19 protein-coding genes are annotated in these 24,808 nt (G+C 51.2%); 6 read left to right on the forward strand and 13 right to left on the reverse strand.

Going from position 1 to position 24,808, the window contains the following annotated elements; genetic code table 11:
* Positions 1–224 precede the first annotated feature (224 nt).
* The 6 genes from BUC26_RS13610 to BUC26_RS13635 all read right to left on the reverse strand — a co-directional run bounded on the left by BUC26_RS13610 (position 225) and on the right by BUC26_RS13635 (position 6,689).
* The gene (locus BUC26_RS13610; RefSeq protein WP_073376935.1) at positions 225–1,769 is read right to left on the reverse strand and encodes a B12-binding domain-containing radical SAM protein; all 1,545 of its coding nucleotides are present in this window, start codon (positions 1,767–1,769) and stop codon (positions 225–227) included.
* On the reverse strand, positions 1,766–2,371 hold the full coding sequence (locus BUC26_RS23010; RefSeq protein WP_143166010.1) for a dCTP deaminase: 606 nt from the start codon (positions 2,369–2,371) through the stop codon (positions 1,766–1,768). Before BUC26_RS23010 ends, BUC26_RS13610 begins: the two co-directional genes overlap by 4 nt.
* Positions 2,361–3,854 (reverse strand): hypothetical protein, encoded by a 1,494-nt coding sequence (locus BUC26_RS13620; protein WP_073376939.1) that lies wholly within the window; start codon positions 3,852–3,854, stop codon positions 2,361–2,363. Before BUC26_RS13620 ends, BUC26_RS23010 begins: the two co-directional genes overlap by 11 nt.
* A 427-nt stretch (positions 3,855–4,281) precedes the next feature.
* The gene (locus BUC26_RS13625; RefSeq protein ID WP_143166011.1) at positions 4,282–4,713 is read right to left on the reverse strand and encodes a hypothetical protein; all 432 of its coding nucleotides are present in this window, start codon (positions 4,711–4,713) and stop codon (positions 4,282–4,284) included.
* A gap of 96 nt (positions 4,714–4,809) precedes the next feature.
* Positions 4,810–5,643, reverse strand: a complete 834-nt coding sequence (locus tag BUC26_RS13630) for an EFR1 family ferrodoxin (protein WP_073376943.1) — start codon at positions 5,641–5,643, stop codon at positions 4,810–4,812.
* A 233-nt stretch (positions 5,644–5,876) separates the two neighbouring features.
* On the reverse strand, positions 5,877–6,689 hold the full coding sequence (locus BUC26_RS13635; RefSeq protein WP_161949858.1) for a S1 family peptidase: 813 nt from the start codon (positions 6,687–6,689) through the stop codon (positions 5,877–5,879).
* A gap of 364 nt (positions 6,690–7,053) precedes the next feature.
* Here BUC26_RS13635 and BUC26_RS13640 point away from each other — a divergent pair, with 364 nt between their 5' ends.
* Entirely contained in the window at positions 7,054–8,430 is a 1,377-nt protein-coding gene (locus BUC26_RS13640) for an integron integrase (protein WP_073376946.1), read from the forward strand.
* 299 nt (positions 8,431–8,729) lie between these two features.
* Entirely contained in the window at positions 8,730–9,587 is an 858-nt protein-coding gene (locus tag BUC26_RS13645; RefSeq protein ID WP_073376948.1) for an ABC transporter substrate-binding protein, read from the forward strand.
* 39 nt (positions 9,588–9,626) lie between these two features.
* On the opposite strand, the gene BUC26_RS13650 is transcribed toward BUC26_RS13645, so the two are convergent.
* The 7 genes from BUC26_RS13650 to BUC26_RS13680 form a co-directional block, all read right to left on the reverse strand.
* Positions 9,627–10,418 (reverse strand): glycosyltransferase, encoded by a 792-nt coding sequence (locus BUC26_RS13650; protein WP_073376950.1) that lies wholly within the window; start codon positions 10,416–10,418, stop codon positions 9,627–9,629.
* Positions 10,415–13,105 carry a PAS domain S-box protein gene (locus BUC26_RS13655; protein ID WP_073376952.1) on the reverse strand — a complete coding sequence of 897 codons (2,691 nt, stop codon included), beginning with the start codon at positions 13,103–13,105 and terminating at the stop codon, positions 10,415–10,417. Before BUC26_RS13655 ends, BUC26_RS13650 begins: the two co-directional genes overlap by 4 nt.
* Before the next feature lie 40 nt (positions 13,106–13,145).
* Entirely contained in the window at positions 13,146–14,441 is a 1,296-nt protein-coding gene (locus tag BUC26_RS13660) for an ABC transporter substrate-binding protein (protein ID WP_073376953.1), read from the reverse strand.
* A gap of 146 nt (positions 14,442–14,587) precedes the next feature.
* Positions 14,588–15,523 (reverse strand): aldo/keto reductase, encoded by a 936-nt coding sequence (locus tag BUC26_RS13665; RefSeq protein WP_073376955.1) that lies wholly within the window; start codon positions 15,521–15,523, stop codon positions 14,588–14,590.
* A 5-nt stretch (positions 15,524–15,528) separates the two neighbouring features.
* Positions 15,529–16,899 (reverse strand): NTP/NDP exchange transporter, encoded by a 1,371-nt coding sequence (locus BUC26_RS13670; protein WP_208609797.1) that lies wholly within the window; start codon positions 16,897–16,899, stop codon positions 15,529–15,531.
* A gap of 286 nt (positions 16,900–17,185) precedes the next feature.
* Positions 17,186–19,534, reverse strand: coding sequence for an SLC13 family permease (locus tag BUC26_RS13675; protein WP_073376956.1), 2,349 nt, complete (start codon positions 19,532–19,534; stop codon positions 17,186–17,188).
* A 77-nt stretch (positions 19,535–19,611) separates the two neighbouring features.
* A complete protein-coding gene (locus BUC26_RS13680) occupies positions 19,612–20,430 on the reverse strand; it encodes a mechanosensitive ion channel family protein (RefSeq protein WP_073376958.1) in 819 nt (272 codons plus the stop codon).
* A 355-nt stretch (positions 20,431–20,785) separates the two neighbouring features.
* Here BUC26_RS13680 and BUC26_RS13690 point away from each other — a divergent pair, with 355 nt between their 5' ends.
* The 4 genes from BUC26_RS13690 (at position 20,786) to lpxC (ending at position 24,775) form a co-directional block, all read left to right on the forward strand.
* A complete protein-coding gene (locus tag BUC26_RS13690) occupies positions 20,786–21,526 on the forward strand; it encodes a sulfite exporter TauE/SafE family protein (RefSeq protein WP_073376962.1) in 741 nt (246 codons plus the stop codon).
* Positions 21,527–21,725: 199 nt separating this feature from the next.
* Positions 21,726–21,923, forward strand: a complete 198-nt coding sequence (locus BUC26_RS13695) for a rhodanese-like domain-containing protein (protein WP_073376964.1) — start codon at positions 21,726–21,728, stop codon at positions 21,921–21,923.
* Positions 21,924–22,098: 175 nt separating this feature from the next.
* Positions 22,099–23,238 carry a cysteine desulfurase family protein gene (locus BUC26_RS13700; protein ID WP_073376966.1) on the forward strand — a complete coding sequence of 380 codons (1,140 nt, stop codon included), beginning with the start codon at positions 22,099–22,101 and terminating at the stop codon, positions 23,236–23,238.
* 205 nt (positions 23,239–23,443) lie between these two features.
* Positions 23,444–24,775 (forward strand): UDP-3-O-acyl-N-acetylglucosamine deacetylase, encoded by a 1,332-nt coding sequence (gene lpxC, locus BUC26_RS13705; RefSeq protein ID WP_073376968.1) that lies wholly within the window; start codon positions 23,444–23,446, stop codon positions 24,773–24,775.
* Positions 24,776–24,808 lie beyond the last annotated feature (33 nt).

Below are 24,808 nucleotides of genomic sequence, written 5' to 3' on the forward strand. Positions count from 1 at the left end.
GCGCGTATTGTGCGTCTGCCTGAATCCGTTTGTTGTCCCTGAGTTTGTCAGATTCCCAGAATTTTGTAGCGGTGGCGCGCTTATGATCCTGGGCGATGTTCCCGCGCAGCGGGGACATCGTCGTGCATCACCGGCCGGCCGTGGCATCAGCAACTAACTTTGAGCGTGGCAACCAAGCATGAGTAAGCTCAAAAAAACGCGCGTGCTCGCCAGTCCGGTGCATGCTATTGTTGGGCCATTTCAATTTGATATTGTTGAACAAATGTATTGTAAATGTCTTCCAGTTTGTCGTTAACATTGGCACTTCCTTTCTCCGCTTCCCTAACGCATGCATCAAGAAATAAAAGGTTTTCCTCGCGTAACTTGCCAAGCTTTTTGCGCAAGTTAGTACGCTTTTCATCAACTTCAATTTCACCTCTTGATTTACTTTGCAACATATTCGCGATAGATAAGGTGTTATCTTCAAATTTCTTAAAATAATAATGAATCGATGCTACAGTTGAGGATGAAAAATTCGTAACAAGCTCAAGTTCATTTATGTCAAATTTTACATATCCTTTTTGGTCTTCAAAAAATCGCCACCAAAGTTTGGTTTTTGGAACAATTCTCAATCTTTTTGTCATCCGAGCATCATGGGTCTGCAAAGAGTTCTCGGTAAGAAATGTAATGTTTTCTCGAAGTTCATTCACAGTGGTATCTGGATCAAACATTATGAATCCATAATCAACATTAAAGTCAGATAGAAGCCTTATTGCCTTAGTACTTTCCTCGACAGTATGATTTTTGGTATATCTTTTTAGCTGACTTGGGCTACCGGACTCAACGCCTAGAAAAATATCTGTAAATCCTGCTTTTTTCATGTTTGAAAGTATTGTTGACATATTTGTGTCTTTCAATATGGTTAAAACTGATTTGACACTTGTACTGATGAAAAAATTAATATTTTGACGTATTAGACCTGAGGCCTTTTTATCAATAATTTGATGACAAATTTCATAAAATCTTTCTGGATTTGGACCAATAAATTCTTCGTCTGTATAATAAACCATCCTTGGGCTATGTTTTGAAATATCAATTAAGTCTTCAATAACATAACTGATCGGCAAGGGCCGCCAATAGGAGTTGTTGTATTTATACTTTATCGTACAGAAACTACACATATTCCATGGGCAACCTCTGCTTGATTCAGCTCTCACGATACCGTTTGACTTTATAATTTCACCCAAAAAATAACGATTTGGTTTAAGTAGTTGGTTTAGGTCACAAGTTTTTCTATTTGTCTCAAAAAAAGTATTGCCCAACATGAAGAATAAGTTTGGTATATCTTGCTTTGCCAATATATTTTTTACATTCTCTTGATTTTGGTGACCGTGTTTTAGAATGATTTTGACCACGCCAACTAAGGCATCTTCTCCTTCACCAATGACACAAATAACTTCTGGAAATATTTCTAAAATTTCTTTTGAAGCAAATGTAGCGATTACACCTCCAACTATAATTATTGGTCGCGCATTGTTTTCAATTTTCCTTATAGATTCAATGATTTCTTGAAGTCTATCGAAGCTGCCATTTTTTGTCGATATGCCAATCAAACTTGGTTGTTCTTTGAGAAATTCACTACCTTTTACTTTTCGAATTTCATCATAAAACAAAGCTACATCAATATTCTCTTGATGTTGAAAGTTTAAGTTTCCGCATAATAATTCTATTGCAAGAGGCTCATTCAGTTCATTTCTGGGCGACCCTGTATCAATTAACGTAATTTTCATTCTTTATTAGAATCTAGTGTTTGATATTTTTTATAGATTAATGAGCCAATTACTGATTGCTCGCCAGAATGATTCCATGAATTTTTCCCATAGGTTTGCAAAGGTTTGTCGCCCAAGTGGAAAATTAAGACATTACAGATTGTCATACCGCGAAAAAGTCTAATTTGAGGGGAGGAGTGATGTATTATCTCTAAAGTTAATATCCCTGGTTTGCCAAAGCCAAAACCGCAAGAAATGTGTCCAGATAAAACGACAGAAACACCTAGTCGTGCCAAATTGGAGGTTCCATCGATAAAACCTGCAAACTCAGGATTCATCCCAATTTTTTCCTCTGTTGAGGCTAGGTAAACTTCGCCTTTTTTAAGAATAAAACCACCGGATGAATCAGGGTGGATTTTTTTTAATATTGGATAGGTAGATTGATCTTTAATGTCAATTAATGGAGATTTTGAGCATAAATGGTTAATTGAACTTCCAAGGTGGAATTTGACGGAGCAAGGAGCAACATTTTTTTTGTTAAAAGGAGAAATTGTTATATTTCCACTTTCAATGTGGCTAATTATTTTTTTGTCTGTCAAAAGCATTTGCGTATTAACTTTCAAACGAAACTTTTAATTTTTGTAGCAATAATGGATGGTTGACTATAAATTCAAGCAATGCTTTTTTCAAATCTTCAGCTGCGGCATTATTTATACTTATATATTGAGAAATTCTTTTGTTTATTGTTTGAAGGTATGAATCAAGATATTTACACTCGTAAATGTTTCTAGTTCTCCGAAAAGAACCAATTGTTTCACGGAGCACCCAAGGATGAAGGTCATTGAGCAGAGTTCGTGTTATTTGGTCGTGAAGAATTTGGTCAACTGCATATAGTGATGGCAGTTTAAAAGCAATTGCCCACCTAATGCCTTCATTGTTGCATTTAACAATTTCTCGAAGTGCCTCTTTTCTAAGTTCCTTATTACTTATATTAATTATCCCGCTAATCCATTTTACAATTATGCCATATCTTCCTTGTCCTTCTTGGTCAGTAATTGTGCTCACTGTGCCTGGTAAGTCGAAATTAAAGCATGACAAATCGTAGAGTTCGGTAATATTTTTCAGATCCTCAAATCTTGATGGGGATAGAGGGGGAGTAATAAGTAAATTTTTATTTAATTGTCGATTTTTTATTACCCGATATACATTATCAATTTCTTTCGACCCAATATTAAAATGATTATTTTGTAGAAATGATGAACCGAAATTGATGAGCAGCCATCGTGCTAAGAGTAAAAGAAAGCTGTCTCCATAATGTTTTCGTTCTTCTTTGATTATCTTATCAATAACGACGTTAAGGTCTTTATTCTTTTGTTTGTTTCTTGACAGCCATACAAATAGAGAAACTAGAAATTGTCTTCTAATCCAATGATTTTTAATTTTTTCAATTAATGGTGCAAGATTATCGATATTTTCTAACAGAATAGGAATGCTATGATTTTGTTTTATAATCTGCCAAGAAACCTGGGGATGATCCTCAAGTATCAAAGTTCTTAATTGCTCGCGACAAGCAAACAAAACCTTTTGTGATTTGGAGATTGATGTTGCAAAGAAAATCTTTCCTTCGGCTCCTGAATATTTAACATCATGGAAATTATCTACTATATTTGCCAGTTGTCCCTTTGAATCTATATTGCTAAAGGCATCACCTGTAATATGTGATAGCTCTCTTCTCAGTTCCCATGCACCATCATGCAAAATTGAGGGAAATAGTTTTTTGCAAATTATTGCCAATTCAGATGAACTTGGAACTTTTAAGCTGGATATGTTTTCCCATTCAATTATAGTCTTCTCTTTTAGTTCTATTGTATTGCATAGATTAAAGAACTTTTTTAACGGGCCTAAGTGATCTAAATTGAATTGGTTTTTTAAATAGTTGTCTTCTGTTTCTTCTTGAAAGGATTTAGACGAAACGTGGTCAAAAGAATTTATTGGATTTTTAGATGATTCTGAGTGTGCGCCTAAAATAACAACGTAGTCACCATAAACCTTCCCTGGGCTAAAGGCTCCTTTCGTAAAAATTATTTCAGTCTTTTTCGTTTTCACTATTAATGGAGACCCTGTAATTTCCTTTAACAATTCCTGGACTAAAATCGCCTTTTGTTGTGATTTTACGGTAAGTTTTTATGCCAAACACTACCGACAACACAAAAACTCCGAGCCCAGAAAAGAACCAAGTATAGTTATTTGATATCCAGTTAATAATTTGTTCCATCTTGTTATTTTTATGCCTCTAGGTGAAATGTGTTGTAGGCCCAACGTGGAATTCCGGCAACCGACGCTAGGCCACTGAAACTGAATCTTGTATGAATTTTCTTTTGCCGATTCGTTCCATTGCCGCGAGCTTAAGGTTGTCCGTGTTGAATGATTTGTTGCCTGTTCTATTTCTTTTTTCTTAATTTATTCAAGAACATAGAAAGTGATTTTGTGCTTAATATTAACATTAAACCAAATATGAACTCAGCTATTGTTGTTAAAAAGCCTGGGGTATACAAAAAAGATTTAGTTGGCTTCTCAACTTCATAGGCCAGCTATACATTGCTTGGATGAAAGCGATAATGTGGTACAGGATATCAGTTGATGCTCTATAAATGACAAATATTCCAATAGCAGACAGAATTATCTGCTCTAATTGTAGTAGATCAATATCACTCTCGGAGTGTTCTTGTGGATAGTCTTTTTTTGAAAAAAATGTTGTGAGTCTTTCAGCATTGGAAAATAGTGCAGCACCTGCAAGAATTTGCACTAAAACTGGTAAGATAACTCCCAAAATCAAAATTTTTAGGTTCTCTGTTTGATATTGAAGATATGAATTTGTAAGGTAAGCTAAATCATTGATTGATAATATTATGATTAAAGCACCAGATATTTTTATGAGTATGCGGGATAAGTCTCTTGTATTCATTATTTCTTCAGCCAACGCAAAAGTCAGCGGCAATTTGGGCTGGAACGAAGCGGAAGCCCCTAATTTTCCGCTGGACTGCCGGGTTATGCATTTTTATCACTTATATAAAAATAATTCTGGCTCTTTTCTATCCTGGCAGTTTTGTTGTAGTGTCTGTATAGCGGATTGAAAATTTGGTTCGTTCATTTGCCTTGCTTCTTCCGGACAGATTTTCACACATGCAAAGCATATAAGACATTGCCACCTATCTGTTTGAGTTACATCTTCAGGAGAAATTGCTCCGGTAGGACACACTTCAGCACATTGTCCGCACAGTGTGCATTTTGATGCGTCTGTTTCCGGGGTTACGGCTACAAACGATCGGGCTTCTTTTATCATATTTAAGTTTACAGGTTCGATATAGGGAGACTGGCCGGGAATTGTAATAGCTGTTAAATGCCCCGATGATTCCACGTTTTGCAGTTTCTTTCGAATCGCAGCACCAAACTCCTGCGCTTTCCGTATATCACTTTCATCAGGACGATTTGGTGCAATCGGATAAGTTTTTGAGGAATACGAATGCTCGGCAACAAAGGCTCCTCCAGCTGCTGGAATAAATTCAGCATCCACAGCTATATCATGTAATTCTTTGAGGGCATCTTCAAATGCTCTGTTTCCATATACTGCAACAAGCACAACAGGAGTCTGCGTTGCTTTTAATGAAGTTAAGTATGGTAAGATTTCCTCTGGTACACGACCGTAATATACTGGGGTTGCGAGAATAACAATATCGTCTTCACCTAATAATGGTTGACTATTACGTTGCGACCTTTTGGTTATATCAATCATTTCGATAAATTCAGGACTAATGCCCTGAGCAATACTTTCTGCAATTGTTTTTGTTGTTCCAGTTGGAGAGAAGCATACACAACGAACGGATTTGATTTTCATTTAGTTCCTCCATGTTTTAAAAGCATAACGTCCAGGATCATGGGCGCGTATCGTGCGTCTGCCTGAATCCGTTTGTTGTCCCTGAGTTTGTCAGATTCCCAGAATTTTGTAGCGGTGGCGCGCTTATGATCCTGGGCGTTGTTCCCGCGCAGCGGGGACAACATTGCAAATAACCGGTGCAAATGGAGCGCAGCGGAATTTGTATCCGTGTTAATTTGTTGGTTGGGTGATAACTATTCCTTAGTTTTGGGTAAAGGAAAACCAATGGGTTTATTTTTAATTGCCTTTTCGATTTCAGAAAAATGGTACGCAACTACGATACCTGTATTTTCTAAAATATAGTGAACAATCTTCTTTTTCGAATCATTCGTGTTTGATTTTGTGTCTTCAATTAAGGCACTCATAACTTTCGTGGGTTGATTTTTATATCCTGACACAACTCCTGCAATTTGAAGGCGCTCATGCTGCTCATAGTTTGCAAAAATTACTGGGCCACCCGAAAATCCAGGATTATTATGGCCGTCCAGATATATAATATTCCCTGAGTCAGGTCGCGTGTCTACTGCTGATAGAATGGCTTTTTTAATAAATGCAATTCGGGAGGTTGTTGGTTTGTCAAATTGAGTGGCCAAACCAAAAGGGAATCCTAAGAAGTAAACATCTTGACCAACATACATACCACCAGCTCCTATGAGAATTTCCATTTTTGGCGCTACTAATTTGTTGCCTGCTAGAGCTACAATGTCGGTCTTATCATTTTCCGGGAATATTGGAACAACTTCGATATTCCTCCATACTTCGTTAATTAGAATTCGGATAGTATCATGCTCACTAATGCCCGATACGAGATGCCGTGCCGTTATTATGTATTGACGGTCATCATCATCGATAATGAAACAACTGCCAGCATGCTCTCCAAATGCAAAAGGAAAAACCCTATTAAGTATGCCAAAAGGGATAGCTCGTTGAAGTTTCACATTCTCTGCGAAACTAAGCGTATCAAGTAATGATAAGAGAACAAAAAATATTACAACGATTTTACGCATTATAGTCCGCCTTCTCATAAAACACCCAACGCCCAGGATCAGGAGCGCGTATTGTGCGTCTGCCTGAATCCGTTTGTTGTCCCTGAGTTTGTCAGATTCCCAGAATTTTGTAGCGGTGGCGCGCTTATGATCCTGGGCGTTGTTCCCGCGCAGCGGGGACAACCAGTAATTATCCGGAAGACCGACTGACGCGGTCCTCACCGGGTCTCTCATCCTTCAATCAACTCCATCCAGAATGCAAATAGGATGGAAATCTAGATAAATAGATTGTGTTGATCAAAGCAAGCTGTTAGTTTTATACTTCTGGGTAACATTACTAGAAATCACATTATAGGCCTTATTTCCTATGGTGCCGGAGGCTGTCATGCTGGTTGTGCCTGCAGAGACAAGAGTCAGGTATGCTGAGTTTCTCACTCAAAAAGGTGTAGCTCAGATATACGGAGAAAAATGCCAGAAATGGCTTCGTTACTATCTGGATTTTTGCGAGAAATATCGGTACGAGACGGCAACCAGTCGGGGACTGGATGCCTTTCTTGTGAAGTTAACGGTGAAAAAGCAAAATGATGCGGCCAGGAAAGAAGCTCAAAGGGCAGTTCAGCTTTACCTGGATTATTTGATTACCAATAGAAGTGATAACCGTCACTCAAAGAGACCGGAAAAGCGTGATAGCGTATCCGCTGTAGGGAAGAAAACCATCGACAGGATTGGCGGTGGCGACAGAAATGCAAATGTTAAGATCGCACCCACTCCACCATCTATAACCGGCAAAGATCAAGGAAGCTCATGGAAAGCTGAATTCGCCGGTCTTGAGAATGCCATTCGGATGCGGCACTACTCCGACAATACGCTCAAGTCCTACAGGAAATATATCAGGGATTTTCAAACCTATACAAAATCACTGCATCCCGATCAATTGTCGGCTGAACACGTGAAAGCGTATCTCACTCACCTTGCCGTCAATAAAAAGGTGTCCGCCTCTACCCAGAACCTGGCCTTCAATTCCCTCCTCTTTTTCTTCAGACACGTACTGAACAGGGAATTCGGTACCATCGATGGCGTTGTGCGCGCCAAGAAAAGACCGTACATCCCGGTGGTGTTATCACGTGCGGAAATCGACAAGATATTCAAGATGATCGATGAGCGGTATCTGCTCATTGTCAAATTGTTGTACGGTTGCGGATTACGCCTGTTTGAGTGTTTATCGTTGCGTGTTCACTGCCTGAATCTTGAAGAAGGGATTCTCACCGTTCATGATGGAAAAGGGAAAAAAGATCGCAGCGTCCCCTTACCCAACAGCCTGCAAGAAGATCTGCGGAGGCAGTTGGACATGGTTCATGACCAGCACAAAAAGGATATCGCCAAGGGATATGATGGAGTTTTCCTTTTTGACGCCTATGAATGGAAAGCGAAGAATAGTGCCCGTCAATTTATCTGGCAATGGCTCTTTCCCGCCCACAAGCTCACAACGGTAAAGGAAACTGGAGAGGTGAAGCGATTCCATGTCCATGAAACCCATGTGCAAAGGGCCATCCGGCGGGCGGTGGACACGGCTTGCCTCACTAAAAGGGTCACGTCGCACACCTTCAGGCACAGCTTCGCGAGTCATCTTCTTCAAGCAAATTACGATATTCGAACCATTCAGGAGTTACTGGGACATAGCGATGTAAGGACAACCATGATTTACACTCATACAGTGAAGAGGAAGACGAAGAAGGAAGCAAAGAGCCCACTTGATTTTTAATATGTTCACTGGCGATACTGCTGTGAAAAAACTGTACTGATTCCAGATCGGTCAGCGCCGAAATCCTGACGACCTAAAAGAGCATCTCGAATGAGCGTCCGGCATGAACGTTGTTTCTGCCAGCCGGGCGAGTAGTTTGAAAATGAACCTGTTTCACCTCGATCAGGGTCAGTAATCGTCAGATTCTGTCATTTCTGCGTAACCTGTTGACGTGCTTCCGGCAACAGCTAAAGAGATGAGCAGGAATGCCTGTCTTTTCTTTGATTCGGTATCATAATCTTTTTCAGGAGACGAACAGTATGAACAGAAAGGTATGCTTTTCTCTTTTGTGGGTCGCCATTTTCGCTCTGGTTTCGACTACGGCAGCCGCACAACAGTATGCCGCTGTGTATGGGGCCGGCCTGAACAGCTTTTCCCTTGCCACCGGTAGCCCTGGAGAACTCGGCTTGCTCAAGGTTCTTGGAGAAGCCTTCGCCGACCAGGAAGACGCACAGCTCAAGTGGAAAAAGGCGGGATCCGGAGCGTCGTTGAAGCTTTTGCAGGAAAAGCAGGTTGATATGATCATGGTTCACGCTCCCGCCGCCGAAAAAAAGGCGGTCGCCGATGGGTGGGCCAGAAAAAGAACCTTGATCGGGTCTAACGAATTTTTCATCGTCGGCCCGGAAACCGACCCGGCCGGCATCGCCGACGCCCCTGACGTAGCCGACGCCTATGGCCGAATTGCCGCCGCACAGGCAAAATTTTTCTCGCGCGGCGACAACTCCGGCACCCATAAAAAAGAACTGGCCATATGGGCAAAAGCCGGCATCACGCCTGCAGGCGAATGGTATGTCGTTACCAATGATTTCATGACCGCCACGCTCAAACGCGCCAACGATGAAGGCGGCTATTTCATGACCGACAGCAGCACCTGGATTGCCGAGAAGAGCAATATGCCGGGTCTCGGTGTGCTCTTTAAAGGGGACAAGTTCATCGTCAACACCTATCATGCGCTCTGTCAGCCGGAGAATGCGACCCCGGGCGCCAACACTGCGGCACGATTCATTGACTTTGTCGCCTCAGATGCAGGCCAGACCATCATCCGCGAGTTCGGCATGGCCGAGTACGGAGAAGGACTGTACAACGACGCTGCCTACGCACAGCAGTTCGACGATTAACGAGGAGATACACCGGGCCGAAAAGCAGCCGAGCCCTCGTTACCGGCTGCTCCCATGTTTCCGTTGAGGGCGCTCATACCAATACCTGCACAGCCGGCGCGAGAACACGGCAAACGGCATGAGCGCCATGAAAAAGATCCAGCCGACAATCTGCGCATCTGAATACCAGCGCAATTTCCTGGCCGAAGTGGTGACGGGTGGGTCGGTGATGATGACGAATGTCTGTCCGCGGGTTCGTCCCCATTTCCTGAGGTCACGCGACAGCAGGACTTCTTCGGCGGCATACAGCCTGAGGTCAAAGCCGCCGACTGCCTGGAAGGCATCGCGGCGGCAAAAGAAGAAACTGCCTGCCGCGGTACGGGTGAGCAGGGATATCCGCTTCCAGAGACCGAGAGCGAAACGGCCGACACCACTGGTCTCCCCCTCGAAATGAACCACGGCGCCGCCGCCGACGCAGAGTCCGCCACGAAGCAGGTGGAGTGCTTTAGTCAGCAACGGTGGCTCGATTCGGGTGTCCGCATCGACAAAGATCAGAAATTCCGCCTTGCTAGCTGCGACTCCTGCGTTACGGGCCCGGGCGATCTGATTGACCGGCTCATACACGACGCGGTCTGCTCCACCGGCTTTCGCCACCGCAGATGTATCATCGCTTGAATGGTTATCAACCACGATGCACTCGCCGGGGAGACCCTGAGTGGCCATGGCCCGACGCACCGCGACCAGGGTAGCGGGCAGTTCCTGCGCTTCGTTGTAGGCGGGAATGATGATCGCATAAACGGGCGACTGCCTGGATGAGCGGTGGCAGTCAGCCCCATCTCTGGGGCTGGTCATGACGCAGTTCCCAACGTTTTGCCGATGACACGGGCCAGTTCCTCAACAACGTAGGGTTTTGAAAGAGCTGCCGAGAAACCGTATCGGTCGTAACAGGCGATGACCGGGTCGTTGGAATAGCCGCTCGAGACGACCACCTTTACCGACGGGTCGATCCCCCTGATCTCCCGCAGGGTTTCCTCACCGCCTTTGCCGCCGGGAATGGTCAGATCGAGGATGATCAGATCCGGCGGGCTGCCATTGGCGATTGCCTGCCTAAATCTTGCCAGGCACTCGTCCCCGTCCCGAGCGCATTCCACCTGATGACCGAGCGCCTCGAGCATTGAGGTGGTAACGTTGAGGATCATCTCATCATCGTCCATCAGCAGGATACGGGCTGGTTGTGTCTCTCCGGCCAGGAACCTGCTCTTTTCCGAGCAGGCTGCAGGTGATGTGTCGGCCGGCAGAAACAGCGTGAACACCGAACCGACACCGGGGATGGAGGTAACCGTGACGTGTCCGTCATGTTTATTGATGATGGACAGGGTAATTGCCAAGCCGAGGCCGCTGCCCTCCCGTTTGGTGGAAAAATAGGGGTCGAAGATCTTTTCGACAACGGTGGCAGGAATGCCCACGCCGGTATCGGAAATCGATATCTTGACGTAGGACCGCAATGGATCCAATGCCGGATCAGCGGCAGACGGATCGGCAACGTTTTCACAGCTAAGGTCAATAATACCGCCGCCAGGCATCGCCTGGCTGGCGTTGATGACCAGATTCTGGATCACCTGGCTGAGCTGGCCGCGGTCAGCCCTGACCATCCAAAGGCCCTCGGCGAAATGGTAACGACAGGTTGTCGTACTCCCGTGCAAAACGAATTCGGCCGAATCCCTGATCAGCTCTTTCAATGATGTCTGTTCCTTGACCGGCTCCCCGCCCTTGGCAAAGGTGAGTAACTGCTGGGTCAACGCCTGGGCGCGAATAGTCGCTTTTTTCGCAGCGGAAAGGAGGAGTCTCGTTTTCTGGGGCACCTTCACATCGAGCAACGACAGGCTGATATTACCCAGAATGGCAGTCAATATATTGTTAAAATCATGAGCTATTCCCCCTGCCAACACGCCGGTGGACTCAAGTTTCTTGACCTTGAGCGCCTCCTGTTCGAGCCGCAGTTTATCAGTAATATCATCCACCAGGCAGAGCATTCCCACCGTTTCATCGGCCACGTTGGTCAGGGGGGTGTTGTACCAGTTGCAGGTGATTATCCTGCCGGATTTGGTGATGTTGTCGTTTTGGTTGCGGGTCGACCGCCGGCTTTCCAATAGTGTACTGAAAACGGCCTCCACCTCGGCCTTTGCTGAATCGGGCAGAATCATCCGGGCAGGTGCACCGATGGCTTCGTCTCGGTTGAAGCCGAAAATCTTTTCACAACTGTGGTTCCACTCCCGGATCACAAAATCCCGGTCGAAAATAACGATGCCCAACGGCGATTGCGACACAATGTTCATCAGCCGCTCGCTACTGGCGCGCAATGCCTCTTCGGTATCGCGATGCTCGGCAATTTCCCGCTCCAGATTGGCGGTCCGCCGATCTACCAGTTCTTCCAGATGATCACGGTAATTTTCGATATGCCGGAAACTGCCGCGCAATCGTGCAGTCATTTCGTTGAACAGGTGGCCGAGCTTGCCCAGATCATCATCGCCGGTCACGCTCACCGAGGTGTCGAGATTGCCGTCCACAATTTGCTGAGCCGACATGCGCAATGCGTTGACCGGTCGGCTGATCAGGTTGGACAAGGTGATGACGGCTGCTATGCCGACAAGTACCGCAACCACGGAAATAATCGCGGAAACCAGGCGCAGGAAGGAGAGCTGTTCCTCGGTTTGCCGCCGGGACAGGTCGAGAAACCGAGATAAGGAGGAGGAAAACTCGCCGAGCGAAACCGGTACCAGACGGGCGGCTTCGCTCGCCTTCTCCTGTTCGTCGACAAACCGTAAGAAAATATCCAGATAAACACCGGTAGCCCGAGAAATACGAAACGCCTGCAGTTTCTCCGTATTGTTCGATGCACGGTTTTCCATCACCCCGGCCTGGGCAATGATCGTCGTGGCCAGCCCTTGAACCCGTTCGACCGCTTCGCCTGAGTAGCTCAGGAAGTAATCCTTCTCAGCCAACAGCAGTGAGCCGATGGTAAATTGCAGGCGCTTGGCAATGGACGAATCGGACACTGGAACATCTTCCGGATCCAGTCGCGCTCCACCCCGTTTGCCAGCCTCTACCAGGTTCTCGGTATAGGCAAAGAGCCGCTCTGATTCTTTCAGCATCCGGCTTTTCATCGCTTCCATGGCGACCAGCGAACGATTGAACTCGGTGAAATGCTCCTTGTAGTTCGTTAGCGCGGCCAGCAACGAGGTGATGGCTGCCTGCTGCTCCCCCGCAGGCACGGTGCCGTACCGTGCTTCCAGCTGTGCCCTGATGCTGCCGATGGTGTCCCTGACTACCCGCGATTGTTCAAGCGTTTCCATCCTGCGAAATAGCTGCTCGTCATGGACCATCTGGTTGAACTGGCGCTCGAGACGAGTGGTAAATGAAAAGAGCTGATCTTGCTTGGACAGGACCCGATCGACACCCCACCAATTGGTCAGGGCAAGGACGATGATCAGGAATAAAAGAGAAGAGAAAGCGATAGCGAGCTTGGCGCGAAATGACATGGATGACGGCCGTCGTGTCAGCAGTAAGCAGGTGTGCGGGTCACTGCTCGGATAGTTTGGCGGTCTCGCTCGCCAGTTCCCGCAAAATAGCCCGGTATTGGTCGGGGTACGCCAGCAGCTCGATAAAACTGTCCATGCCTTTCTCGGCAACCAGCGGCGACGAGGCCAGATCGTAGTTAAAAACCCACTCCTCGCTCTGTTGAATCGCCGTGAACAGCCGCTGCTTGAACGGTGTATAGAAATCTTGCGGGACATCGCTGCTTGGCGCCAACGCGCCCGATCCCCGGCTCATCTGCTGCTGTGGTTCGTTCTCGGAAAAATAGGTAATGACCTCCTTGGCAAATTCGTGGTTCAGGGACTCCCGGGTAAGCACAATACCATCGATCGGGCCGACCGAACTGTCGGGCAGAGTCGTGTCGATCACTGGAAAAACGAAGAAATCAAAATCCACCTCGGGTTCAAGATGGCACGGGCTGCCGGTGAACGTCTGAATCGCCCAGGTACCCATCAGTGTAGCGGCCGCCTCACCTCGGCAGACACGCTCTGCGGCTTCCGCCCAGTCGATCGAGACGGAATCGGCGTTGAAATACCCCTGCTCGACCAATTCCGACCAGATTCGGTAGGTGTTGACGACTTCGGGATCGGTATACAACGCCTCACCGGCCATCAGCGCGGCACGATAGCGCGGACCGGCAGTACGCAGGAGCAGATAATCAAACCAGAATTGCGCCGGCCAGCGCTCCCTGGCTCCCAGGGCAAAAGCGGTAATGCCCCTGCCCTGCATAACCCCGCACCATGCCAGCAACTCTGTCCAGGTAGTCGGCGGTGTCAGGTCTGCTTGTTCAGCAAGTCGCTTATTATAAAAAAATACTACGAGATGCTGGGTAATCGGCAGGAGATATTTGTTGCCGTTATAGGTGCAGGCCGCATCGGCGATCGACTTGGGGAAGCGCCGGTCGAGTCCTGTTTGCCGCCACAGGTCATCGATCGGCTCGAGTTGTCCCTGATCAACCAGGGCTTGGGTCCGGGCGCCCGCCCAATAGGTAAAGAGCTCGGGGGGACTCCCCTTATCCAGCGTGGAGTGGATCATGGTTTTGAAAGCTTCATGGTCGAGCGGATGCGCAACCAGCCGCCGATTGTGATGGCGTTCGTTGACGGTTGCCACCATGTCGTCCAGTCCGCCGCTCAGTTCCCCGGAAAAATAATGATACAGACTGATCTCCGGTATACTCTGCTGTTCCGGCGGGCTCTGTTCCCGTTCACACCCTGCCAGACAACCGGCCAGAATCGCTGACAGCGCCACACTTATCAGCAATTGGTCACACCAGTGTTTCATTGTTCCATCCTGGTTAAATCCCCCGGTCAAGACCATCCGCTCCACTGTTCAAGCGTATCAAAAAACGCTGGGACAATGAAGGGAAACCTTCGCTGACACCGCTCCCCGTCCGCATAGCGTGGCAACCGGAACAAGACGCCTCTGCTCTAGAGCGAATCGTAATAGGCGATCATTCGCCTGCGCATGGCCTGGTCCGGCAGTCGGCCGAATCCTGCTTCCATGTTGTCCTTCATGTGATGCACCTTGGAAGTGGCTGGAATCAAGCAGGTAACAGCCGGATGAGCGGCAATAAACTTGAGGAAGAACTGTGCCCAACTGCGACATCCCAACTCCTCGCTCCAGTCCGGAAGAGTTGCTCCTTTCACTTTGCGAAATAATTCACCGCGCTGAAACGGCCGATTGATCAGTGTAGCGATACCCGAATCGGCGGCAAGGGGTAACAGCCTTTGTTCGGCAACCCAATCCTCCAGGTTGTAGGTGAACTGTACAAAATCAAACGGTTCCGTTTTTAGAATGTGCTCGAGATCCTGATGAAAGCGACCGTGCGAGGTGGTGATTCCAATGTAGCGGAATCGGCCCTGCTCTTTCCAGTCACGCAGGATCGGCAGGTGGGTTCGCCAGTCGCGCAGATTGTGGATCTGCATCAGGTCCATTACGTCGACCCCGATGCGTTCTATCGACTGCCTCATCTGCTCAATTCCGCTCTGCCGACCGTCGGTCCAGACCTTGGTGGCCGCAAAAACCTCCTTCTGGTTCCCGGTAGTCCGGAGCAACTCGCCCAGCACCGATTCGGAGCGACCATACATCGGCGAAGAGTCTATCAGCCTGCCGCCGTTGTCAAAAAAGGCCTGTATGACCTCGACAAGCTGTTCCTTTTTTGCCGGATCGTTGCCGACGTCAAAGGTTCCCCAGGTCCCCATGCCCATTACAGGCAGCATTTCACCGGAAGAAGGGATGGCCCGCTGAATCAACGGGCTTTTCTGTCCCAACACCTCCATCGGCGGCAGCAACAACGAAGCTGCAAGGACGCCACTTCCCAGAAGAAATGTTCGCCTGGTGAGACATACGGAGCGCGTATTCATATCAATTATCTCCTCTGTTTTCCGCGATCAACGCCGGCGGCGAGCTGTTCCTGACGGGTGCCGAGCCGAAAGGAAATCCAGGCCCACAAGCCGGCGAGCGGGACCGCCGCTAAAGCAATGCCGGCCCCGGAAAGACCGACGGCCAGCAGTCCGGCATAGACCCAGGCGCTGACCGCGTCACCGCCGCGGTAGATCACGGTGTCTATAAAATTCTTGGCTTTATACTTTTCTTCTTTGTTCACAACCACATAAAGCATTTCCCGTCCCGGGCGCATGATCGCGTAATTACCGGCCCGGCGCAGGACCTGGACGGCAACGATGACCCATAATGCGGGAGCTATTGCCAGTACCGTAAATCCTGCCACCAGGCCGAGGGGGATAATGGCCAGGGTCCAGGCGAGACCGATGCGTCCTACAATCCGGCTGGTAAAAAAAACCTGAGTAGCCAGGGTGAGACCGTTGACGGTAAAATCCATGGCGGCAAATAACGCGGTGCGCTGGGCCGGATCCGGGAAATGATCCCGGATAATATGTGCCTGCTGGAAATAAAGAAATGTAGCCAAGGTGGTAAACAGCAGCATCAAACCGCAGATCCCCATGAGATACGGCGATTGCCAGACCAGCCGAACCCCCGCCAGGATACTGCCGCCCAGCGGCTCGCTGCCGGGGTCGGTCATATCGCTCTTTTTCTTGTGCGCATCGGTCTTCGAGCCGGCACAGGTGGATTGGCGCCAGGCTGACAGCCGGTTGATGCAGAGCACCGCCCAGCCGAGAAACAGCATGGACAACAACAATAAATTGTTCGGGCCAAGCGGCAGTACCAGCACCACCGTCAAAGCCGGCCCGGCCAGTGCACCGGCCGTACCCCCGGCGGCGATGACGCCAAAAAGACGCTTGGCCTGGATGTTGGTGAAAATGTCTGCCATAAAACTCCAGAAGACGGAGACGACGAACAGGTTGAAAACGCTTGCCCAGATAAAAAAGGCCCGCGCTACCCAGGCGTGTGTGATATCGGATCGAAACAATAGGAAGAACACCAGCAAGTTGCCGATGAAAAAGAGATAAACGAGGGAAAGAAAGCGGCGAGGGGCAAAATGCCGAGTCAGCCAACCGAAGAGCGGCACCACGGCCAGCATCACCAAAAAGGTGCCGCTGAACAGCCATTGCAGGTGCTCAACCCCTCCGGCAATACCCATTTCATCGCGCATCGGCCGGATGATATAGTAGCTGCAGAGCAACGCGAAGAAATAGCTGAAAGACCACAACAACGGCCGCCACTCTCCGGGTTCGACCGCTACCAGCCGCTGCCACCAAGTCCCTTGGCGATTGGCGGACCTGGCGTCCGTTGCGCCTCCGAGTGCAAAGATATTTTCCACAGGTTCACCTTGGTGCTATTAAACACCTCGCAGGGCCGGATATTCGAGAGTGGAAGAGAAGAAAGGAATAGGAGCAGGATTCCCTAACGCTTTCCGACGTGAGACCGGTATTCTATCCCCCTGCTTTTTGACATGACACGTTCAGGGTGATTGTCGAAAAAATGTGGTGATGATTGGATTGAATGTCAAACAGGACATCGGCAACCGGCGCGCTCTGGAGGATACCGTTCCGGCAAAGGTGGTTCCGACCGGATAGACGGTGCGGCATTCAGTAATCAAACCGTAGTCAGTAAGGCGGCCAGAGGATGGGCAACAGGACCACCGAGACGAGCAAGGCAAGAATTGTGATCGGCACCCCGACTTTCAGATAATCGACAAAGCGATAGCCCCCCGGCCCCATGACCAACAGGTGAGCGGGGTGGGACAGCGGGCTGGCAAAACTCGATGAGGCGGAGATGGCCACCGTCATCATCAGCAGGTGGGGCGAGATACCGAGGGACTCGGCGGCACTGAGGGCCACCGGGGCCATCAGCACCACCAGGGCCGCCGTCGGGATGATCTGGGTGCCGAGCACGGTTACCGTGAACAGAGCGGCAACCACCCAGCGCGGGCCGAGATCGCCGACGGCGGTGACCAGTGCGGTCGCCCCGAGTTGCGCCGCTCCGCTGTTTTCGATGGCCGCACCCAATGGCAGCATTGCCGCAATGAGAAACACCACCTTCCATTCGATGGCCCGATACGCCTCCTCCATGTTCAGACAGCCAAACAGCACCATCAGGGTGGCCCCGGTCAGGGCGGCGATGGAGATCGGCAGCAGGCCGAAAATGGCGCTGAGAATCACGCCGACCATGATGACCACGGAAATTTTGGCCTTCTCCAGGCGCGGCGCCCGGGCTGCCGCCTCGTCGAGTACGAGGAAATCGGGGTCCCGGGACAACGCTTCCAGCTTGCCCCGCTGCCCGTAAACGAGCAACGCGTCGCCAAACTGCAGGGGCAGATCCTGCAACTGGGATCGGTGAGCTTTCCCCTTACGCCAGACGGCAAGCACGCTGATGCCGTAGCGCTCCCGGAACAGCAGGTCGGCCAAGGTCTTGCCGGCCAGCGTGGTGCGCGGCGAGAGCAGGACTTCCGTTACCCCGATCTGCTGGGACTCCAATTCGGCCAGCTGGGCGGAGGACTGTTCGACAATGGCCAGGTCCTGAAGGCCTTCGAGCACCTCAAGATCGCGGGGCGAGCCCTGCAGTATGAGCAGGTCGTCCGGTTTGACGGTCTCATGGGGCGATGGCATGAACATCATCAGCTCTCCCCGGATCAAGCCGATAACGGTAAGTCCGAAAGCGTTGCCCAGCCGGCTCTCGACCAGATCGCGCTCGACCAGTACCGAGCCGGGCGGCACGCGAATCGGCAGCAACTCGGCTCGATCTCCGGCCAGGGAGCGTCGATCCGCCTCGGCAACCACCTGCAACTCGGAGAGCAGGTTGCCCCGGGATAACGCCTCAAGCCGCACCTGCTCACCCTGCAGCAGTAACTGATCGCCGGCAGCCAATCGATGCCTCCGCAGATCTCCGATATCCCGCTCGTCGGCTCCCTGCAGTTTCAATACATGGACGCCGTGTTCCCGGCGCAAACCGCTTTCCGCGAGCGTCTTGCCGATCAGCGGCGAGCCTTCGGCAACCCGGCTGACAGCCATCTCCACCACCTGCCGAACCCGCTCGCGTACCACCTCAGACGATGCCACCTGAAGGTGCTGACTGGCGTGATACCGTTTCAGGTGATCGGGACTGCCATGAACGATCAGCGTGTCACCGCCCTGCAGTAGCTCATCGGGACGGGGAGCCAGCAGCAACACCCCTTTTCTCTCCAGTGCCAGTACCGTTAAATGGAGCGCGGAACCGAGACGGCTCTCTGCAATCGTCCGGCCATCGAGCGGTGATACACTCGGGATTCTCGTCGTAAAGATATGGGTGTCGAGCTGGTATGAGGCGCCAATGGCGTCACTGCCTCCGGCCGTAACGGCGGCGCGGTTGGTGGGCAGCAGATGTCGGCCGAGCACTACCATGAAGGCAATACCGACAACCACAATCGCTGCGGTGATCGGGGTGAAATCGAAAATTGCAAAGGGTTCCAGGCCGGCATTGCGGACGGCGTCGGTCACCAGGATATTGGGCGGTGTTGAGATTCCGGTAAACGGCCCTCCGAGCAGACAACCGAGCGCCAGCGGCAGCAGCAGCCGGGATGGCGGCCGCCCGCTGCGCCGAGCCAGCTCCATGGTCGACGGCAGCAGAATGGCGGCCACGGTAACGGTGTTGATCAATGCCGACAAAAGACTGGCAGAGACCATCAATACCACCATCAGTGTGACCTCGCTGCCCCGGGCAAAGCGCTGCAGCGGTTGGCCGATCTGGTGAGCGATGCCGGTCCGCGTCAAGCCGGCCGACAGGATGAACAAGGCCCAGACCGTTACCACCGCCGGGCTGCTGAATCCGGCCAATGCCTCCGGCGCACTGACCAATCCTGTCAGGGCCAGCGTGGACAGTACCAGCAAACCCACCAGATCAACCCGCAGCCAGCCCCCGACGAAGAGGACCAAAGCCCCGGCGATAATGATCAGCAGTAGGATAATATCAGCGGTCAAGCCCGTGTCCTCCGCAGCGGATCAAGTTCCGAGAGCGGTTGTGATCGGCTGCACTCCACAGTCTCCGGAGTGTTGCATCATGCCTTATGTTCATAAAGATGAACATCCCGCTGCGGGAACGGTATCGAGACCCCCTTGCTGTCGAAGGCTTTCTTGACCGTTTCGATCAGTTCGAAGTGAACGTTCCAGAAGTCGGCGTTTGCAGCCCAGGCACGCAGGGTCAGATTGACGCTGCTGTCGGCCAGTTGCGTGACGAGCACCTGCGGCTGGGGATCGCTGAAAATACGGCTATCCTGCTTGACGAGTTCCATGATCGTCTGGCGGGCGGTATCGATATCATCGCCATAACCGATACCGAAAACCAGATCGAGCCGACGGGTCCCCTTACTGGTGTAATTTACGATATTGTCACCGGCAATTTTCGCATTGGGCACGATAATGACCTGATTGGCCGGCGAGACGAGTTGCGTCGTGAATATTTCTATCGCCTCCACCGTACCCGCCACACCGGCGCCTTCGATATAGTCACCCACCTTGAACGGTTTGAAAATGATCATCAGGATCCCGGCGGCGAAGTTGGACAGGGAGCCCTGCAGCGCCAGGCCGATGGCCAGGCCTGCGGCGGCGAGTACCGCGATGACGGAGGCGGTTTGGATACCCAGTTGGTTCAATGCGGCAATAATGACAAAGGCCAGTAAGGCCAGATAGGTCAAACTGGAGACGAAACTGACCAGCGTTACATCGACCTGTTTCTTGACCATCAACCGTTTGATCAGTCCGGTTACCCCCTTGGCCACCCAGCGTCCGACGATGAAAATGGCGATGGCGCCGACCACCTTGATACCGTAGACCGCCAGCAGTTCGTATATTGTGTCCAGCATAGTTGTCCAGTCCATACGCACCTCCTTGTTTTTATTTGATGATCGAAAGATTCGGCAGCATTGGCAAGAGGGTTATGAGAAGTCAGGCTATCTTTGCGCCGGCCGAGGATAGAGCACGATCAGGTTGGTATGGAAGAGGATAGCCCTGTCGTTCCACACCATATCGTGATAGATAATAACGGCGGCTTTATTTCCGTCAAGTTCCGCGCGGTGCTTTTCCCCAGCGTACCTGTCTGGAACGCACGTTAACATTTTTTTCGACCGGAGCGACATTACGAAACAGTTCATGTTACGAAATGTTTAGATGAGTAACGCCTGCCGGTAAAAGGAATGGAAGAGACGGGAAGTTAGACCTCTTGGCCGGAGAAACATGGACCTGACCGACTACAGTGTTATCTTGACGGCTTATATCATGGCCTCGGCGATCAAGGGGCTGACAGGGCTTGGCTTTTCCACCTCCTGCCTGCCCGTCCTGGCCCTGCATTTTGATCTGAAAATTGCCATCCCCCTGGTTCTCGTGCCATCCATCGTCAGCAATATTACGGTAATTGTCCAGGCGGGCCGTTTCCGTGAAGCGGTGTCACGGTTCTGGCCCCTGTACCTCGCCGCCGTGCCGGGTCTTCTCTTCGGCCTGGCTGTTCTGGCGACCATCAACAGTGATGTCGCCAAGGCGGTTCTCGGGCTGGTATTGATGATATACGCTCTCTGGGCCATGACCAATATGACCGTTTCTCTGCCGACCAAATGGGAACGGGCGCTGCGGGTTCCCATCGGTTTCATGACCGGCATTGTCAACGGCATGACAGGTTCCCAGGTCATGCCGGTTCTTCCCTATCTCTTGTCTCTCAATCTCGAAAAGAATGATTTTGTCCAGGCGATCAACATCTCCTTTACCTTCTCGAGCCTCGTCATGCTGCTCGGCCTGAACCAGCTCGGCTATCTCACCGCAACCACCTTTCTCATTGCCCTTGCAGGCCTGGTGCCGGTACTGCTGACCCTGACCGTGGCCGGCCGGCTGCGCCGCCGTCTCACCACGATAGTGTACCGCAGGCTCGTACTGGGACTTCTGCTTGTTATGGGAATGATACTGCTGCTCCGTAATTTTCTGTAAAAAGATGCAGCACTGCACCGTATGCCACATCGCCCCTATCTCCTCTGTGAAGGACTGCAGAGAGTCACCAGTAGCGTTACGAAAGCGGTTCCTTGCACTGCACGCCTGCAGACCATGATTATAGTATGGTCAACCGCGGTTGCTGCCCTGCATGTGGCACCCGTGTTGAACCCGAATCAATTTCACAGGGAGACATGCCATGTCCGACGTCACCATCATCAGTGCTGCCGAAGCGCACGAACATAGGCGCAGCGGCAAGGCTCTTCTGGTCTGCGCCTATGACAGCGACGACAAGTTTCGCTTATACCAACTGGAAGGAGCTATTCCGCTGAGCGATTTCACGGCACGACTCGATGCGGTCGATAAAGATCAGGAAATCATTTTCTACTGTAACTGATCGGGCGGCGGCTCAGCTGCTGGTCGAGCAGCGCACTACAGAGACAAGGGCTTTGCCAACACCAAAGCAATTGACGGCGGTGTCGATGCCTGGAAGAGCGCCGGACTCCCGATCCGTTCCTGATGATGGTACCGGAAATTCACTCTCACCCACCTCGTGCAAGGAGCTGAACACCATGAGCCGGCCCGTCTATCTCGATTACAACGGCACTACCCCCCACGCCCCGGAAGTAATCGCCGCGATGCGCCCCTTTCTGGAAAGCGATTTCGGCAATCCATCGAGTGGGCACTGGTACGGCATCCGTCCCAAGCAGGCGGTTATCGCAGCTCGAAAGCAGGTGGCTGGGCTGCTGGGCTGCGCACCATCTGAGGTGCTCTTTACCAGTGGCGGAACCGAGGCCAACAACCAGGTGATCAAAAGTATCGCCGGGGCTCGGCACACAACCGGTAGGCACTTGATCACTTCGAGTATCGAGCACCCCGCTATCCTCGAGGTGTGCCGCCACATGGAACGTCATGGTTTTGACGTCACCGTTGTCGAGGTGGACAGCGACGGGCTGGTCGATCCAGCCGACGTGGCAGCAGCCATCCGGACCGACACCATCATGATTTCTATCATGCACGCCAATAACGAAGTGGGGACTATTCAGCCGATCGCCGAGATCGCCACCCTGGCCCGCAGACACGGCATCCTGATGCATACCGATGCGGCCCAGTCGCTCGGCAAGATCCCCGCTCGGGTGGATGAACTGGGGGTCGATCTGCTGTCGATGGCCGGACACAAGCTCTACGCGCCAAAAGGGGTCGGGGCGCTCTATATCCGCAAAACCGTCGAGCCGCAGGTGTTTTGCCATGGCGCCGGCCAGGAAAACGGGCGACGGGCCGGCACGGAGAACGTGTTGGAAATCGTCGGCCTCGGTGCCGCCTGTCAGCTCGCCGGCGCCGACCTGGGCCATCATGCCGCCCACCAGCAGGCAATGCGCGACCGACTGGAGGCAGGCCTGTCCGCGAATCTTACCGAAATCCGCTTCAACGGCCACCGCACCTACCGTTTGCCCAATACCTGCAGTGTCTCCTTTTACGGCTTGGAGGCCAATCGGCTCCTCGAGGAAATCGGCCTCGACGTCGCCGCTTCGGCCGGAGCCGCCTGCCACGCCGACCGGGTGGAGATTTCCCACGTACTCACTGCCATGCAGGTCACCGAGTCATGGGCCGCCGGCACCCTACGCTTCACCACCGGGCGCTATACCACCGCCGAGGACATCGACCGTGCCCTGGCAGCCGTTGTTTCTGCTGTTCAGCGGCTACGGGGATAACCGATGGGAGCATGATCGACTCAGCAGGTCGGGAAGTACACCCGGTCGGTCCGTGCCCGGTTGCCCCTGGCACCCTCATTTCATTTCTTTATTCTCTCATTCAGGTTAGGATAGGGCATTGCGAAGTTACAGACGATGATAATCATCGCGGCGTCCGCTGAGGCAATCGCGTGGTGCCGCATACCGTTTTTTGGACACAAGGAATATGAACCCCATCTGTATCGTAGACGATCAACCGCTTATCTGTTCCACCGTAGCAAATATCCTCGAAGATGAAGGCTATCAGGCCCTTGCCTTCGCCGACGCAGAAAGCTTCTGGCAGCGGCTCGACTCCATGGAACCCGCCCTGGTGATGCTCGATATCTGGCTGCCGGGCACGGACGGACTGCAGTTGCTGCAACGGTTGCATGAACGTTTCCCCGAGCTGCCGGTCATCATGATGAGCGGCCACGCCGGCATCGAAGCGGCCGTTGCCGCCATCAAGTTCGGCGCTGCCGATTTCATGGAAAAACCGTTGCATTTAGAAGTCCTGCTGGACAAGGTCAAGTCGGTCCTGAACCAACAGCCGGTCCGGATCGATGCAAGCCTCCCGCCGGATGCGAGACGTGCCGGCGAAGCGCGCGAAATGCAGCCGATTCCCGGCGCTGTGGAACTGGTCGAATCACCGGAACCGCAGCGAACCTTGAAGGAAAACGTCGTTCTCAATGGGGTTGGACTGCTCAGCGGCAGGAAGACGGGCATCATCTTGAGCCCGCTCGGGGTGGATGAAGGGATCGTTTTTCAAACACTCGACGGTCAGACTATCCGCGGGCACATCACCTCACTGCGCAATTATCATCAACCTGCAGAGGCCAAGACTTTCTCCGCCAACTCAACGACGCTGGACAACGGCAGGCACCAGGTGCGTACCGTCGAGCACCTGATGGCGGTTCTTTCCATGTTCGGCATCACCAATGCCTTGATCAAGGTGGGCGACGAAGTACCGAACATCGACGGCTCTGCAAAAGACTTCTGCGAACTTATTACCCAAGCGGGAATCACCGAACAGCCGGCCACCACCCGCATTGCCGTCATACTCCAAAAAATCGGCTTCGGACCTGAGGGTAAACACGAAAAACACCTCTATGCGGAACCGTTCGACGGTTTTGAAATAGCGATGCGAGTCGATTATCCGCCGCCCATCGGCGAACAGCTTCTCACCTTCAATCCTACACAGAAGTCCTTCGCCGAGGAGATCGCGCCGGCCCGGTCATTCAATACCTTCGAAAATATCGACATGGCCCAGAAACTGGGTACGGTTGGCAGCGGCTACCTCAATTCCCATATCATCATGCACGACGGCAAGGTCATCAATACCGCACTCCGCTATGACGACGAGTTCGTGCGCCACAAGATTCTGGATATGATCGGTGATCTCTCTCTCCTCGGCTACCCCATCCGGGGACGTATCACCGCCAATATGACCTCGCACGGCTATAACCACGCCCTGGTGGAACGGCTCTATCAGGCTCTTAAGAACACTGCCGCGGAAGACTGAAAGGTGGCGTCACGCTTGAGCTCACGGATCCCC

This window comes from Desulfofustis glycolicus DSM 9705 (assembly GCF_900130015.1).
GTDB lineage: Bacteria > Desulfobacterota > Desulfobulbia > Desulfobulbales > Desulfocapsaceae > Desulfofustis > Desulfofustis glycolicus.

Coding starts and splice junctions, on each gene's coding strand:
- BUC26_RS13610 (WP_073376935.1), bottom strand. CDS start 1,769: ATGAAAATTACGTTAATTGATACAGGGTCGCCCAGAAATGAACTGAAT.
- BUC26_RS13645 (WP_073376948.1), top strand. CDS start 8,730: ATGAACAGAAAGGTATGCTTTTCTCTTTTGTGGGTCGCCATTTTCGCT.
- BUC26_RS13665 (WP_073376955.1), bottom strand. CDS start 15,523: ATGAATACGCGCTCCGTATGTCTCACCAGGCGAACATTTCTTCTGGGA.
- BUC26_RS13680 (WP_073376958.1), bottom strand. CDS start 20,430: ATGGACTGGACAACTATGCTGGACACAATATACGAACTGCTGGCGGTC.
- BUC26_RS13660 (WP_073376953.1), bottom strand. CDS start 14,441: ATGAAACACTGGTGTGACCAATTGCTGATAAGTGTGGCGCTGTCAGCG.
- BUC26_RS13640 (WP_073376946.1), top strand. CDS start 7,054: ATGCTGGTTGTGCCTGCAGAGACAAGAGTCAGGTATGCTGAGTTTCTC.
- BUC26_RS13630 (WP_073376943.1), bottom strand. CDS start 5,643: ATGAAAATCAAATCCGTTCGTTGTGTATGCTTCTCTCCAACTGGAACA.
- BUC26_RS13655 (WP_073376952.1), bottom strand. CDS start 13,105: ATGTCATTTCGCGCCAAGCTCGCTATCGCTTTCTCTTCTCTTTTATTC.
- BUC26_RS13700 (WP_073376966.1), top strand. CDS start 22,099: ATGAGCCGGCCCGTCTATCTCGATTACAACGGCACTACCCCCCACGCC.
- BUC26_RS13650 (WP_073376950.1), bottom strand. CDS start 10,418: ATGACCAGCCCCAGAGATGGGGCTGACTGCCACCGCTCATCCAGGCAG.
- BUC26_RS13690 (WP_073376962.1), top strand. CDS start 20,786: ATGGACCTGACCGACTACAGTGTTATCTTGACGGCTTATATCATGGCC.
- lpxC (WP_073376968.1), top strand. CDS start 23,444: ATGAACCCCATCTGTATCGTAGACGATCAACCGCTTATCTGTTCCACC.
- BUC26_RS13625 (WP_143166011.1), bottom strand. CDS start 4,713: ATGAATACAAGAGACTTATCCCGCATACTCATAAAAATATCTGGTGCT.
- BUC26_RS13695 (WP_073376964.1), top strand. CDS start 21,726: ATGTCCGACGTCACCATCATCAGTGCTGCCGAAGCGCACGAACATAGG.
- BUC26_RS13635 (WP_161949858.1), bottom strand. CDS start 6,689: ATGCGTAAAATCGTTGTAATATTTTTTGTTCTCTTATCATTACTTGAT.